The 12,330-nt window shown below is 66.2% G+C and carries 11 protein-coding genes; 6 read left to right on the top strand and 5 right to left on the bottom strand.

Going from position 1 to position 12,330, the window contains the following annotated elements; all coding sequences use genetic code 11:
• Window positions 1–64 precede the first annotated feature (64 nt).
• Window positions 65–1,525 (bottom strand): sigma-54 interaction domain-containing protein, encoded by a 1,461-nt coding sequence (locus L1F06_RS22040; RefSeq protein ID WP_004373578.1) that lies wholly within the window; start codon window positions 1,523–1,525, stop codon window positions 65–67.
• 297 nt (window positions 1,526–1,822) lie between these two features.
• On the opposite strand from L1F06_RS22040, the gene L1F06_RS22035 reads away from it, so the two are divergent.
• The 4 genes from L1F06_RS22035 to L1F06_RS22020 all read left to right on the top strand — a co-directional run bounded on the left by L1F06_RS22035 (window position 1,823) and on the right by L1F06_RS22020 (window position 5,931).
• Complete coding sequence (locus tag L1F06_RS22035; RefSeq protein WP_004373575.1) at window positions 1,823–2,824, top strand: DctP family TRAP transporter solute-binding subunit; 1,002 nt, start codon at window positions 1,823–1,825, stop codon at window positions 2,822–2,824.
• Window positions 2,825–2,981: 157 nt separating this feature from the next.
• Window positions 2,982–3,458: a TRAP transporter small permease gene (locus tag L1F06_RS22030; RefSeq protein WP_012019890.1), complete on the top strand. Its 477-nt coding sequence runs from the start codon at window positions 2,982–2,984 to the stop codon at window positions 3,456–3,458.
• Window positions 3,448–4,743 carry a TRAP transporter large permease gene (locus tag L1F06_RS22025; protein ID WP_129482563.1) on the top strand — a complete coding sequence of 432 codons (1,296 nt, stop codon included), beginning with the start codon at window positions 3,448–3,450 and terminating at the stop codon, window positions 4,741–4,743. The genes L1F06_RS22030 and L1F06_RS22025 overlap by 11 nt, the downstream gene beginning before the upstream one ends.
• Window positions 4,744–4,830: 87 nt before the next feature.
• Window positions 4,831–5,931, top strand: coding sequence for a GGDEF domain-containing protein (locus L1F06_RS22020; protein WP_096825449.1), 1,101 nt, complete (start codon window positions 4,831–4,833; stop codon window positions 5,929–5,931).
• A 34-nt stretch (window positions 5,932–5,965) separates the two neighbouring features.
• Here L1F06_RS22020 and L1F06_RS22015 read toward each other — a convergent pair whose 3' ends face one another.
• Window positions 5,966–6,337, bottom strand: coding sequence for a hypothetical protein (locus L1F06_RS22015; protein WP_004373567.1), 372 nt, complete (start codon window positions 6,335–6,337; stop codon window positions 5,966–5,968).
• Window positions 6,338–6,519: 182 nt separating this feature from the next.
• Between L1F06_RS22015 and L1F06_RS22010 the strand changes: the two genes are divergently transcribed.
• Window positions 6,520–8,151 carry an ATP-binding response regulator gene (locus L1F06_RS22010; RefSeq protein WP_129482564.1) on the top strand — a complete coding sequence of 544 codons (1,632 nt, stop codon included), beginning with the start codon at window positions 6,520–6,522 and terminating at the stop codon, window positions 8,149–8,151.
• A gap of 1 nt (window position 8,152) precedes the next feature.
• Here L1F06_RS22010 and L1F06_RS22005 read toward each other — a convergent pair whose 3' ends face one another.
• Window positions 8,153–8,788, bottom strand: coding sequence for a LuxR C-terminal-related transcriptional regulator (locus L1F06_RS22005; protein ID WP_129482565.1), 636 nt, complete (start codon window positions 8,786–8,788; stop codon window positions 8,153–8,155).
• Between the two features lie 197 nt (window positions 8,789–8,985).
• Here L1F06_RS22005 and L1F06_RS22000 point away from each other — a divergent pair, with 197 nt between their 5' ends.
• On the top strand, window positions 8,986–9,144 hold the full coding sequence (locus tag L1F06_RS22000) for a YqaE/Pmp3 family membrane protein (protein ID WP_003084988.1): 159 nt from the start codon (window positions 8,986–8,988) through the stop codon (window positions 9,142–9,144).
• Window positions 9,145–9,383: 239 nt separating this feature from the next.
• On the opposite strand, the gene egtD is transcribed toward L1F06_RS22000, so the two are convergent.
• Both egtD and egtB read right to left on the bottom strand, forming a co-directional pair.
• Window positions 9,384–10,346 carry an L-histidine N(alpha)-methyltransferase gene (gene egtD / locus L1F06_RS21995; protein WP_012019884.1) on the bottom strand — a complete coding sequence of 321 codons (963 nt, stop codon included), beginning with the start codon at window positions 10,344–10,346 and terminating at the stop codon, window positions 9,384–9,386.
• Window positions 10,347–10,348: 2 nt separating this feature from the next.
• Window positions 10,349–11,632, bottom strand: a complete 1,284-nt coding sequence (gene egtB / locus L1F06_RS21990; protein ID WP_129482566.1) for an ergothioneine biosynthesis protein EgtB — start codon at window positions 11,630–11,632, stop codon at window positions 10,349–10,351.
• Window positions 11,633–12,330 lie beyond the last annotated feature (698 nt).

Below are 12,330 nucleotides of genomic sequence, written 5' to 3'. Positions count from 1 at the left end.
CGATCGCTCCCGCCAGGGATCGCCGGCAAGCCGGCTGCTACGAGACGAGATGCTCCATCGGGCCCTAATCGCGCCGCCCCAGCCCATGCTGCGCCAGCTTGGCGTAGAAGCCGGCGCGGGAAATGCCCAGGCGTTCGGCGGCCTGCTGGCGATTGCCGTCGGTGGCCTGCAGGGCCGCCAGCAGCGCCTGGCGTTCGGCCTGCGCCAGCTGCTCGGCCAGCGTTTGCGCCGTGCCGCTCATCGCCGCCGCTAGGGGCAGCGGCGCACTTGGCGCCACCGGATCGGTCAGCAGGCTGCGCACCGTCGCGCCATCCAGTCGCCCGTCGACCGCCAGCTGCGCCCGTTCCAGCAGGTTGCGCAGCTCGCGCACGTTGCCCTTCCACGGCTGTGCGCAGAGCAGGGCCAGGGCATCGTCGCTCAGCTCCATGGGCGCCAGGCCGGAACGGTTGGCCAGGTCGTCGAGCAGATGTTCGATCAATGCGGGGATGTCGCTGGCGCGTTCGCGCAGCGGCGGTACGCGCAGGGCCAGCACGTTGAGCCGGTAATACAGATCGTCACGGAACTGCCCGGCCGCCACCTTGGCTTCCAGGTCGATATGGGTGGCGGCGATCACCCGCACGTTGAGCGGCTTGACCTGGTTGGAGCCGAGCGGCTCCACCTCCTGCTCCTGCAGCACGCGCAGCAGCTTGGCCTGCAGCGGCAGCGGCAGGTCGCCGATCTCGTCGAGAAACAGCGTGCCGCCGTTGGCCACCTCGAACTTGCCGATGCGCGCCTTGCGCTCGGCGCCGGTGAAGGCGCCCGGGGCGGTGCCGAACAGCTCGGCTTCGACCAGGGTTTCCGGGATCGCCGCGACGTTGACCGCGACGAAGGGGCCGTTGGCCCGTGGCGACAGGTTGTGAATGCCCTGGGCCAGCAGCTCCTTGCCGGTGCCGGTCTCGCCGCGGATCAGCACCGTGGCGTCGAGTTGCGCGGCACGACGCGCCTGGCGCTTCACTTCACTGGCCGCCGCGCTGGCGCCGATGAAGCCGGCGATGGTGTAGCGCGCACGGCGCGCCTTGGCCAGCTCGTGCTGGGTGGCGAGCAGCTGGGTCTGCAGGTTGGCGTACTTGGCCATCAGCGGCTTGAGGTGGCGGGCGCGGTCGAACAGGACGAAACCGAGGGCGCCGACCAGGGTGCCGTCCTCGTCACGCAGGGGGATGCGGGTGACCACGAAGTGCTCGTCGCCGAAGGCCATCAGGTCGAGCATGCTCGGCTGGCCGCTTTCCACCACCTCGCGCAGGCGGCTGGCCGGCAGCACCTCTTCGACCTCCTTGCCCAGCGCACTGCGCGGATCGCTGATGCCGACCTTCTGCGCGTACTTGTCGTTGATCCAGACGATGCGCGCCTGGCGATTGACCGCGATGGTGCCCTCGCACTGGGCGTCGAGGTGGTCGAACAGCAGCGGCATGGCCACGGCGCGAAAGCGCTCGGGCGACACGCCGATGATCAGGCCGTGCTGGTCGAGGTCGTCACGGGAAATGGCCATCAATCAAGGTCCGAAGTCAGGTGTCGGCGATTATGGGCAGCGGCCGTTGGCATGGGCAATGTCAACAGACATCGGACAATGGTATTCGCTGCGCGCTTCTGGAATAGTTGGGCGGCTGCGCGTAACCCGCCGGCACCTGCCGATCGCCCACAAGGCCTGCCCGGCAGTCGTGACACCTGCCGTGTCCCTCTCGCGTGCCGACCAGGCGCGCCAGGCGAGCCAACCGCTCACCGCTGGATCCGCACCGCTTTGCGGTGCCACAACGACAACGACCAAGATCCATACAAGGACGCCCCGATGAAACTCAAGCGACTCTTCTCCGCGCTCGCTGCCGGCGCTGCGCTGACTGCCCTCTGCGCTACCGCGCAGGCGCGTGAATACTCCGTTTCCACCGTGCTTTCCGACGCCTTCCCCTGGGGCCAGGCCGCGCAGAAGTGGGCCGACCTGGTCAACGAGCGCTCCGCAGGGCGCATCACCCTGCGCGTGTACCCCAATGCGCAACTGGTCGCCGGCGACCAGACCAAGGAATTCTCCGCCATGCGCTCGGGCCTGATCGACATGGCCGTGGGCTCGACCATCAACTGGTCGCCGCAGGTGCCGGAGCTCAACCTGTTCTCCCTGCCGTTTCTGATGAAGAGCGATGCCGACCTCGACGCCATCACCCAGGGCGAGGCCGGCAAGCTGGCTTTCGCCGCCATCGAGCAGCGCGGCATCGTGCCGCTGGCCTGGGGCGAGAACGGTTTCCGCCAGCTGTCCAACTCGGCCAGGCCGGTGCGCAGCCCGGCCGACATGGCCGGCCTGAAGATCCGTGTGGTCGGCTCGCCACTGTTCCAGGACACCTTCACCGCGCTCGGCGCCAACCCCACGCAGATGAGCTGGGCCGACGCCAAGCCGGCCCTGACCACCGGCGCGGTGGACGGCCAGGAAAACCCGCTGTCGGTCTTCGACGTGGCGCGCGTCGACCAGGTTGGCCAGAAGTACCTGACCCTGTGGGACTACATGGCCGACCCGCTGGTATTCGCCGTCAACCAGCGCGTGTGGAAAGGCCTGCCCGAGGAAGATCGCGAACTGCTGCGCCAGGCGGCCATCGACGCCGGCAAGTGGGAGATCGAGCTGTCGCGTGGCGCCCAGGCCCAGCGCCTGGCCGATGTGCGCGAGCGCGGTGTGGAAGTGATCGAGCTGAGCGACGCCGAGCGCGCCGCCTTCGTCGAAGCCACTGCCAGCGTGCAGGAGAAATGGGCACCGCGCATCGGCGACGCGCTGATGGACGCCGCGCGCAAGGCCGTGGCCCAGCCCTGATTCGTTCCATCTGACCGCAAGCCCTCACTACGGGGCGTAGTGGTGCTTGCCCCCCTCATCCTGCTCTGCTCCCCTCTCCCGCATGCGGGAGAGGGGCCGGGGGAGAGGGCAGGGGGCGCCACCGCTCGATGGTATTGCCCGGTCATTCGAGGTCCCTATGAGCAAGCAAGTCGACGCGCCGCTGGAGCGCGTGCTCGCCACCCTGGCCCTGGTGATCATCAGCCTGATCAGCCTGGCCAACGTGGTGGTGCGTTATTTCACCGATGCATCCTTCGCCTTCACCGAGGAAATCTCGGTGTTCCTGCTGGTCATCCTCACCTTCGCTGGTGCCTCGGTGGCCATGCGCAGCAACCGGCACATTCGTATCGGCCTGCTCGAGCGCCTGTTCCCGCGCCTGCGCACGCCGCTGATCCTGCTGCAGTGGCTGGCCGGCGTGCTGGTGCTGGCTCTGGTGTGCTGGTTCGGCGGTCAGTTCGCCTGGGAGGAATTCCAGTGGGATTCCGAGTCGCCCGGTCTGGGCCTGCCCAACTGGTGGTACGTGATCTGGCTGCCGATCCTGGCGCTGCTGGTGTTCGTGCGCCTGACCCAGATGACCCTCGATCGCCTGCGCGGGAGGATCAGCGATGAGCCCTGATCTCTGGCTGATCCTCAGTTTCGCCGTGCTGCTGGCGCTCGGCGTGCCGGTGGCCTTCGCCCTCGGCCTGTCCGGCGCCATCGGCATCATCGCCGGGCTGTCGCCGGACATGCTCGCCACCCTCGGCACCAACACCTATAACGGCGTGGCCAAGTACCCGCTGATCGCCATCCCGCTGTTCATCCTCACCGGCCTGGTGTTCGAGAAGGCCGGTGTGGCGCTCAGATTGGTGCGCTTCGCCCAGGCGCTGATCGGCCCGCGTCATGGCGGCCTGGCCGTCGTCGCCGTGCTGGTGTGCCTGATCATGGGCGGCATGAGCGGCTCCGGCCCTGCCGATGCGGCAGCGGTGGCCATGGTGATGCTGCCGAGCATGACCAAGGCGGGCTATCCCAAGCCGTTCTCGGCCACGCTGATCGCCGCCTCGGCCGCCACCGCGATTCTGATTCCGCCATCCATCGCGCTGATTCTCTACTCCATCGTGGTGCCGGGTGTGGACCTGCGCGCGCTGTTCGCCGCCGGCCTGTTCCCCGGCATTCTCGCCGGCCTGGTGCTGTTGCTGCCGGCCTGGCTGCTGTCGCGTCGCTATGGCTGGGAATCCCCGGAGCAGGGCGAGCGTCCGCCGCTGGGCGCGAGCTTCAGGCAGGCGCTGCCGGCGCTGTTCGCCCCGGTGCTGATTCTCGGCGGTCTGCGCAGCGGCCTGTTCACGCCCACTGAAGCCGCTGTGGTCGGCGTGACCTACGGCGTGCTGATCGGCCTGTTCGTCACCCGCGAACTGGACTGGCGCAGCCTCTGGCGCCTGTGCGGCGAGGCCGGGGTGATCTCCGGCGTGGTCATGCTGATCATCGCCCTGGCCGGCATCTTCGCCTGGGCCGGCACGATGCTCGGCACCTTCCGTCATCTGGCCGAATGGCTGATCTCGCTGTCGGACAACGGCTGGGTGCTGCTGGCGCTGGTGATGCTCGCGGTGCTGCTGGCCGGCATGCTGCTCGATGCCATTTCCATCTACCTGATCCTGATGCCGATCCTGATTCCGGTGATGCAGCACTTCGGCTGGAACCCGGTGTGGTTCGGCATCCTGCTGGCGATGAACATCGCCATCGGTCAGTTCACGCCACCGGTGGCGATCAACCTGATGGTCACGGCGGAAGTGGCCAAGATACGGCTGGAGCAGACCGTGGGCTGGGCCCTGCTGTTCGTGCTGGTGATGTCCAGTGCCCTGCTGCTGGTGGCCATCTTCCCGGAAATCGCCCTGTGGCTGCCGCGCGTGCTCGGCTATGCGGTGTAAGAGCGGCGGGTGCTTGCGCTTTGCCGTCTATAGTTGCCGGATGGTGCGCGGTGGGGGCGCATTTCCGGGGGCGGCACAGGCGCGAAGATGGTGGATGGCAAACATAACGATGACAGGGACGTAGGCACGGGGCACTGCGAAGGGCTGCGCGAGTCGGGCAAGCGCACGCTGATGCGCACCATCCTGCTCGCCACCGGCCTGACCCTGGGCGGCTTCGCCGTGCTGCAGGCCCTGGCCGGCAACTACCCCTTCGCCATCCTCGAAGTGCTGTGCACCGCGCTGCTGCTGTTCGGCGCCTGGCGCATCGAGCGCGCGCGGCATCTGTATCTGTGGATCTACCTGTACCTGATCCCGACCTTCTGTTTCATCCTCTACATCATCGTCATGCCGGACGCGTCCTCGGCCGCCTTCGTGTGGCTGTACATGATCCCGCTGCTGGCCTACCTGCTGCTGGGCAAGCGCCGCGCCTTCCTGCTCACCGCACCCTTCATGCTTGCCGGCCTGCTGCTGTACTTCTCCGGCAACCACCTGACCCTGGACACCCACGGCTTGATCGACCTGGGCAATGCCACGCTCTGCGGCGTGCTGATCCTGGTGTTCGTGCACATCTACGATGGCCTGCGCATGCAGGCCCATGAGGAGCTGGAGCGGTTGGCGCAGACCGACTCGCTGACCGGCGTGGCCAGCCGCGGCAGCTTCCAGCATGCGTTGCAGCGCAGCATTCAGGAGGCCGAGCGCAGCAACGGGCATCTGGTGCTGGTGCTGCTCGACGTCGACCACTTCAAGGAGGTCAACGACCGATGGGGACACGAGGCGGGCGACATGGCGCTGCAGCACATCTGCCAGATGCTCCAGCAGCGCCTGCGCGTCACCGATTTTCTCGGGCGGCTGGGTGGTGAAGAGTTCGGTCTGCTGCTGCGTCATACCGACAGTGCCGGCGCCGGCCCGCTGGTGGAAACGCTGCGCCGGCAGCTCACCGAACGCCCGCTGGAATACCACGGCCAGCCGATCGCGCTTTCCGCCACCTTCGGTCTGGCCGCCTGGCCCGAGGATGGCCGCAGCGCCGCCGAGCTCTACCGCAGCGCTGATCGCCGCCTGTACAGCGGCAAGCAGCGCGGGCGCAATCAGCTGGTCAGCAGCGACCTGCCGGCCGAGCTGCTGCTGGACAAGTTCGACGTGCGCTTCTGAACGTCAACGCCCGGCTGCGGCGCGAGAGGATCGGTCAGCGCGACGCGCTGGCCGGTGCGGCGGCCGGGACGCAGGGCGCGTTGGCGGTGCCGGCGAGATTTTCCACGTTGTTGAGCACGTTGTGCCCCTGGTTGAGCTTCTGCGCGTTCTCCATGGCCTGCACGCGTTGCGCGTAGTTGGTGGAGCTGCCGTTGAAGCTCTGCTGGGTTTCCAGCACGGAGTTGGCGATATCCAGCAGGCTGCGGCCAGTGGCGACCAGGCTGCTGGTCGCGCTCGGTGCGCAGGGGTCGTTGGCCATCTGGGTGTTGTGCAGGCCCTGGTTCTGCGCGTTCTGCGGCAGGCATCCCGCGAGCGTGGCCAGCATCGGTGCGATGAACAGAGCGCCTAACCTTCCTTTGATGTTCATGTGAACTCCCTTCGATCACCGGGCTTCGACCCGGTGTCGAAGCGATGGTCCGGAGTGTAAGAAGGGCAGGTACGCGGCGAAATAGTACGGGTGTGCTAGCGGCCTATTGCCCGCCTTGTGCCTGGCATCCGCTACGGCCTATGGTGGGTGCCACAGGATCGATGCCGCTGCAGGGATTTGCCATGTTCGCGCCCGCTTCCCCCACCTACGACACCGAGCGTGCCCAAGCGGTAGTGCGCCTGATCATCGCGCCAATCGCGATCGGCTACACACTGCTGCTCTACCAGCTGGCCCTGATCGAAACGAGGCTGGCTGGGCAGATATTCACGCTCGCGGTGATCTTCTGCGTCGTTTCCCTGCTGCTGTGGCACGACATTCGGCGCCGTCCCGGCAATCGCCCTGCGCGGCGCTTGTTCACCATGCTCAACGACTACGTGTGCATCACCCTGGTGATAGCCGCCGGCGGCGCCGCCATGCTGCCGGTCTATGCCATTCTGGTCTGGGTCACCGTCGGTTACGGCCTGCGTTACGGCTCGGGCTATCTGCTGCTGGCGACCTGCATGGCCATGATGTCCCTGGCCGTGACCCTGGCCACGTCCCCCTACTGGCAGACCCAGCCCTACCTGGTGATCACACTGGCACTGACCACCCTGAGCGTGCCGGCGTACATGCATGCCCTGCTCAAACGCTCGCGCCTGGCCGCCGAGGCCGAGCAGGCCGCGATCCTGGCCAAGTCGCAGTTCCTCGCCCAGGCCAGCCACGACCTGCGTCAGCCGATCCACTCCATCAGCCTGTTCACCGCCTGCCTGCGCGACAGCAGCCTGGGCGCCGAGCAGCGGCAACTGGTGGAGAACATCGACAAGTCCCTGCACAGCGTCGCGCGGCTGTTCCGCTCGATTCTCGACATGTACTCGCTCGACAGCGGCAAGGTGGTGCCGCAGATGGAGCCGCTGGCGCTGCACGCAGTGCTGCGCCAACTGCTCGAGCAGAATGCCGAGGCCGCACGCTGGGCCGGTGTCGAGATTCGCCTGCGCTGCCCGTCGGTCTACGTGCTCGCCGACCAGGGGCTGTTGACCACCATGCTGCAGAACCTGTTGTCCAACGCCCTCAAGTACGCGCCGGGGCGCCCCGTGCTGATTGGCTACCGACGCCACGGCGAGACGCTTTCGGTCGAGCTGTACGACCGGGGGCGGGGGATCGCCGAGGAGCATCTCGACGGCATTTTCGAAGAGTTCTACCGCGTGCGACAGGCGCGCGACAGCGATATCGAGGGCATGGGGCTGGGCCTGGCCATCGTCAGGCGCCTGGGCGCGCTGATGCACATGCAGGTGCGCATCCGTTCCGTCGAGGGGCGCGGCACGCTCGCCGCAATCGATGGTCTGCAGCCGGTAGCGGCGCCAGCCCGCGCGGTGGCCGCGCAGCGCAGCGGCATGCAGGCACCGCGCATGCTCGATGGCATGCGCGTGTGCCTGATCGAGGATGATCGGAACGTGCTGCTGGCCACCGCGACCCTGCTGCAGAAATGGGGCTGCGAGGTGGCCACCTACAGTGCGCTGCCCGAGGCGTCGGCGAATTTCGATCTGCTCATCACCGACTTCGATCTCGGCAGCGAAGTCTCCGGCGCCGACTGCATCCGCCATGTGCGGGCGGTCAGCGGCCAGAGGGTGCCGGCCATCGTCATGACCGGGCACGACGTGCGCCGCGTGCAGGAAGAGCTGGCCGACACGGACATTCCGGTACTGCCCAAGCCGGTGCAACCGGCGCAGCTGCGCTCGCTACTGGTGACCTTCAAGCTCAGGGAGCAGGCCGGCTAGCCTAGCTCAGGCCGGCCTTGGCGCCCTTGGCGGCAGCCGCTGCGCGGGTCCCGACATCCAGCGTGCGCAGCAACGAGGACACGTGGATACGCACGGTGAACGGCGAGATATCCAGCTGGCGGGCGATTTCCTTGTTCGACAGGCCGTGCACCACCAGTTGCAGCACCTCCTGCTGGCGCGGCGTCAGTTGCTCCAGCAGGTGTCTGTCCTCGGCGAAGGTCGGTATGCCGGGCGGGCCCAGGGTCATCACGAAATCGCCCGCCCGTACCGCCAACAGCGCCTCGGCGATGTCATCGGGAGGCGTCGCCTTGCCGATAAAGCCATCGGCGCCCGCCGCCATCACCTCGTCGATCAGCTCGCGGTTATCCACCATCGAGACGATCACGATCGAACTGCAGGGGAAGTGCTGGCGCAGCGCGCCAATGGCCTGCGGCGATTGTCCGGGGAACAGCAGATCAAGGACGAACAGGCAAGGCGCCGCCCCGGCATTGGCCAGGCTCAGGACCTCATCCATATCCCCCGCCTCGCACACCTGCGCCTGCGCAAACACGCGCTGCGCGATACGGCTGAGACCGTCGCGAAACACCGGGTGATCGTCGGCCACGATGATGCGTTCTTGTTGGAATCGTTCGGGCATAGTGGGCGCTTCCATCCTGGCCTCAGACTAGGGGCATATCCGGCGAGGCGCCAGCGCCTGGTTCGCAGTCCGAGCCGCGGCGCGGCCGAAGGGCGATCGCATGTCCGTAGCGCCCGGCGCGCATCGGGGCGGTGCGACTAGCTGAACTGCACGGCGCGCCATTGGGTCTGTTTCAGTACGACCTCAAGGAGTGCCCCATGGACCTTATCCGTATCCTCATCGCCATCCTCCTGCCGCCGCTGGGCGTGTTTCTCCAGGTGGGTTTCGGCGGCGCGTTCTGGCTCAATATCCTGCTTACCCTGCTCGGCTACATCCCCGGCATCGTCCACGCGGTGTACATCATCGCCAAACGCTGAAACCCCAGTGGCCGCTGCGTTTGCGCAACAGACGCCGAACGCCGCTCTCGCAGGGTGGGTTAGCCGCCTGTGACCTTGCCGAGCGACTCGCAGCAGCGGAGGCGGCGTAACCCACCATCGGCGCAACGCCGTCCCTCGTCTGGTGGGTTACGCGGCGCACCAGCCTCCTCTGCGCCTGGACTACCCGGCAGTCGGCGCCGCCAAACCACCCTGCGCAGCGGTGGATGTCTCGCCGCCTCTCACTCCCGCCGCAGAAAGTGCACGCTGAACAGCTGCGCCGGGTCGCGCCACATGGCGGCGCAGGCGAAACCGCATTCGCCCGCCAGAGCGCGGAAGCTGCTGGGCGTGTACTTGTAGGAATTCTCCGTGTGCAGGGTCTCGCCCGCGGCGAAGTCGAACACGCGATCCTCGATGCGCACCTGCTGCGCCTGCCGGCTGACCAGATGCATTTCGATGCGCGATTGCGCCTCGTTGTAGAAGGCCCGGTGCTGGAAGCGGCGCGGGTCGATGTCGCTGTCCAGCTCGTTGCGGATGCGCTCGAGCAGGTTGAGGTTGAACAGCGCGGTGACCCCGGCCGCGTCGTTGTAGGCGCGCTCCAGTACCTTTCGATCCTTGATCAGATCCACGCCGATCAGCAAACCGCTGCCTGCCGGCAGGGCCTGATGCAGATTGCGCAAAAAGGCGCGGGCCTGATCCGGGTCGAAATTGCCGATGCTGGAGCCGGGGAAGAACGCCAACGGGCGCTGCCCCAGCGCCTCGGCGGGCAGCGTCAGGGGCTGGCTGAAGTCGGCGCACAGCGCGTGCACGTCGAGCCAGCGATAGTCGGCGGCCAGGCGGCGGGTACAGATCTGCAGAAACTCGCGGGAAATATCGATGCCCAGGTAGCGCGCCGGGCGCAGGGTTTCCAGCAGCAGGCGGACCTTGCGGCTGGCGCCGCTGCCCAGTTCCACCAGGCTGGCGTTGCGCCCGGCCAGCGCGGCGATATCCTGCGCAGCCAGGCGCAGAATGGTCTCCTCGGTGCGCGTCAGGTAGTACTCCGGCTGCTGGCAGATCAGCTCGAACAGCTGCGAGCCGCTGTGATCGTAAAAGAACTTCGGCGACATCGCCTTCGGCCGGGCGGCGAAGCCGCGCAGCGCTTCCTCGCGCAACGCCTCCTGTTCCGGGCTGATCGACTGTTCGTGGGTACGGATTGCCAATGCCATGCTCAGAGCTCCTTGGCCAGGCGCAGGCCGGAGAACTGCCAGCGCATCGTGGGGTAGAAGAAGTTGCGATAGGTGGGGCGAACGTGGTCTTCAGGGGTGGCGCAGCTACCGCCACGCAGCACCATCTGCCCGGACATGAACTTGCCGTTGTACTCGCCCAGGCTGCCGCCCAGCGGACGAAAGCCGGGGTAGGGCCGGTAGGCGCTGGCGGTCCATTCCCAGACATCGCCATAGAGCTGTTGCAGGCCATCGCCGGTGCCCGCGGCCACCGGCTGCAGATGATCGTTCTCGACGAAGTTGCCCCACAGCGGTTCGTCCTGCGCGGCCACTTCCCACTCTTCCTCGCGCGGCAGGCGCGCCTGCGCCCAGGTGGCGAAGGCCTCGGCCTCGAAGTAGCTCAGGTGACAGACCGGTGCATTCAGATCCAGCTCGCGCGGGCCGCCCAGGGTCAGCTCCAGCCAGTCGTCGCCCTCGCGCTGCCAGTACAGCGGCGCCTGCCAGCCGGCGCGCTGGATATGGTCCCAGCCGTCCGCCAGCCACAGCGCCGTGCTGCGATAACCGCCATCGCGGATGAACTCCAGATACTCGCCATTGCTCACCGGCCGGCTGGCGAGCCGGAAGGCCTCGACGAACACGCGATGCCGCGGCCGCTCGCAATCGAAGGCGAAGTCCTCGCCGGCATGGCCGACATGGCGCAGGCCGGCGGGAAAGTTGATCCAGCGCAGCTTGCCTGCCTCAGTGCCACCCGGCTTGAGGTCGCGGCGATAGACCGGGCGCAACGGGTTCTGCGCCAGGATGTGCTTGATATCCATCAGCAGCAGCTCCTGATGCTGCTGCTCGTGCTCCAGCCCCAGCTCGACCCGCTGCAGCACCTCGTCGTCGAGCTCGCTGCCCATCCGGTTGAGCAACTGCTCCATGGCCAGATCGACATGGCTGCGATAGGCGTACACCTCGCTTACCGTCGGCCGCGACAACAACCCCCGCCGCGCCCGCTCGAAGGGCGTGCCGTGGGTCTTGTAGTAGGAATTGAACAGATGGTCGTAACGCTCATCCAGCGGGCGATAGCCGCGCAGGAAGGGCTGCAGCACGAAGGCCTCGAAGAACCAGGTCACATGTGCCAGATGCCACTTCGGCGGGCTGACGTCCGGCATGCTCTGGATCACGTAATCCTCACGCTCCAGCGGCTCGCAGAGCCGTTCCGTGGCAGCGCGCACCCGCTGATAACGCTGCCATAGCTGTTCGAGTTGCAGTTGTGAAACGTCGATCCTGCTGGCGCGGTTCGGCATATCGCGCATCCTTTGCTGGCGTCGCGAAGCGCGACGGTTCTTTAAGCCGACCGGGCGGAAAGGGGAAAGGTTCAGGGAAAATTGAATGGCTGCGAAACGCAGCTAAGAGGGGACGAGAAATACGAAAGCCGCGCAATGCGCGGCTTTGAAGGTACGGACTCGAACCGTGGACCAAGGGATTATGAGTTGGCTCGAAACGCCGCAAGCCCAGTAAAACCGTGAGCAGCTCAGCGTAAGTAAAATAAGCTGAAAGCAGCGTCCTTACTGGGCTTAAGCGTAATTTTGCGAAACCTGCAAAAGCTAGGGACTGTACCGCTAGTGTACTGTTTTTTGTACCGCGGAACGGTCAGCTTTTCACGAGCTTACATGAGCCTTAGGGGGAGTGGCGCTATTGTGTTTTTACTGTATATTTAAACAGTATTTGGTGGGTGGCTTTCCGTGCCGGGGAAGTCGGAGGCTCAGTAGTTATTCCTTGGACTACCCATCGCCAGAAAGCTTTGTGCTTCGTGAAACCAGCTCTGATGGGGGATATCTGTCATTTTTCTCTCGACGAAGACTCGATTGCCCAATCGAGATGCGACCACCAAGCGCTCGCCCAAAGCACTGCGTACCAGCTAACTCTGCCCGAATTGAGGGTAATTCGGTTGCATAACTGGCGCTCCTGCGATTGTTGGGTATCAATTTATCACGCAGTATTG

It is taken from the genome of Pseudomonas hydrolytica, from assembly GCF_021495345.1.
GTDB lineage: Bacteria > Pseudomonadota > Gammaproteobacteria > Pseudomonadales > Pseudomonadaceae > Aquipseudomonas > Aquipseudomonas hydrolytica.
This window is presented reverse-complemented; position numbering and strand designations above follow the sequence as displayed.

Excerpts from the sequence above, each read along its gene's own strand:
- L1F06_RS22040 (WP_004373578.1), bottom strand. The coding sequence starts at position 1,525 with ATGGCCATTTCCCGTGACGACCTCGACCAGCACGGCCTGATCATCGGC.
- L1F06_RS22035 (WP_004373575.1), top strand. The coding sequence starts at position 1,823 with ATGAAACTCAAGCGACTCTTCTCCGCGCTCGCTGCCGGCGCTGCGCTG.
- L1F06_RS22030 (WP_012019890.1), top strand. The coding sequence starts at position 2,982 with ATGAGCAAGCAAGTCGACGCGCCGCTGGAGCGCGTGCTCGCCACCCTG.
- L1F06_RS22025 (WP_129482563.1), top strand. The coding sequence starts at position 3,448 with ATGAGCCCTGATCTCTGGCTGATCCTCAGTTTCGCCGTGCTGCTGGCG.
- L1F06_RS22020 (WP_096825449.1), top strand. The coding sequence starts at position 4,831 with ATGGTGGATGGCAAACATAACGATGACAGGGACGTAGGCACGGGGCAC.
- L1F06_RS22015 (WP_004373567.1), bottom strand. The coding sequence starts at position 6,337 with ATGAACATCAAAGGAAGGTTAGGCGCTCTGTTCATCGCACCGATGCTG.
- L1F06_RS22010 (WP_129482564.1), top strand. The coding sequence starts at position 6,520 with ATGTTCGCGCCCGCTTCCCCCACCTACGACACCGAGCGTGCCCAAGCG.
- L1F06_RS22005 (WP_129482565.1), bottom strand. The coding sequence starts at position 8,788 with ATGCCCGAACGATTCCAACAAGAACGCATCATCGTGGCCGACGATCAC.
- L1F06_RS22000 (WP_003084988.1), top strand. The coding sequence starts at position 8,986 with ATGGACCTTATCCGTATCCTCATCGCCATCCTCCTGCCGCCGCTGGGC.
- egtD (WP_012019884.1), bottom strand. The coding sequence starts at position 10,346 with ATGGCATTGGCAATCCGTACCCACGAACAGTCGATCAGCCCGGAACAG.
- egtB (WP_129482566.1), bottom strand. The coding sequence starts at position 11,632 with ATGCCGAACCGCGCCAGCAGGATCGACGTTTCACAACTGCAACTCGAA.